This is a genomic window from Mesorhizobium sp. M1E.F.Ca.ET.063.01.1.1, assembly GCF_003998155.1.
GTDB lineage: Bacteria > Pseudomonadota > Alphaproteobacteria > Rhizobiales > Rhizobiaceae > Mesorhizobium.
The window spans coordinates 1-1,057 of record NZ_RZSC01001236.1; the positions used below are offsets into that span (position 1 = coordinate 1).

General features: G+C 68.4%; 1 protein-coding gene. It reads left to right on the top strand.

The features are described 5' to 3' along the window. Window positions 1–149: 149 nt before the first annotated feature. The gene (locus tag EOA29_RS37535) at window positions 150–971 is read left to right on the top strand and encodes a BA14K family protein (protein WP_127222463.1); all 822 of its coding nucleotides are present in this window, start codon (window positions 150–152) and stop codon (window positions 969–971) included. The last annotated feature ends 86 nt before the right edge of the window (window positions 972–1,057 follow it).

Genomic DNA, 1,057 nt, shown 5'->3' on the forward strand with positions numbered 1-1,057 from the left:
CCCTAGCGATCCTTGAGCCCCGCCTGCTTCTCCCCGGAGCACGCGGGGCTCTACCGTTTCCTGCCTCGGCGGGCCTCAACATTGCCCTCTTCTCGTGGGAACCGGATCCACGCCGCGCCATTCTTTAAGCGGGGCTGAAGGAACGCGGCGTGAAGGCTTTGTTGGGAATTGTCGCTGGTTTCGTGTTCACCTTGGCGGTGTTTGCCAGCGGGCTCGCCTTCGCCACCTGGCTGCTCGCCGCCAAGCCGGTGCGCCAGGCAACGCCGGCGATCGGTGTCTCAGAGCTGTGGACCAAGGACGCCCGGCCGGTCGATCCGGCAAGGCAGGGGCTCGAACGTATTCCCGCCCAGCAGGCGGCCGGCGCGCCCGCCAAGGCGGACGCGACGGCCAAGGCGAATAGCACGCAGACCGCAGCCCTCGCGACGCCGGCGCCCGCGCCGCGGCAATTGCAGCCATTGCCCGATGTCTCCCAGCCCGGCCTGCCCGCGCCCGACGCCAATGCGGCTGAGCCTTCCCGGCAGGCGGATGCGCCGGCCCAGCAGCAGGCACGGTTGCCCGCCGCCCATCTCGAATGGTGCGCCAACCGCTATCGCAGCTACCGCTCGGAAGAAAACAGCTACCGCTCCTACAGCGGCGAACTGCGGCCCTGCGTCTCGCCCTATTTCGATCCCGGCGGCGACAGCACCGCCTCGACCGACGCGACCCAGAATGAGCAGACCGATCAAGGCCAGGTGATCGACGACCAGGCCGAGATGGAAGGCTACGCCCCGACACGCGACGGCTACGCCACCACCTATGGCGGCCCGCCGGAGGAGATTTCGCCGGAGGAACAGACTCCCAGGGATCGGCTCCTGGGCCCGCAGTTTTCGGGCGACCACATCGACGACTGCTTCAGCCGCTACCGCACCTACAATCCGCAGGACAACACCTACCAGCCCTTCGACGGCGGCCCGCGCCGGCAGTGCGAGTAGGGGCTTCTTCGCGGTGATCACCTGCAAGGCCAGCGCGAGGCACCCCCCTCTGTCCTACCGGACATCTCCCCCGCAAGGGGGGAGAT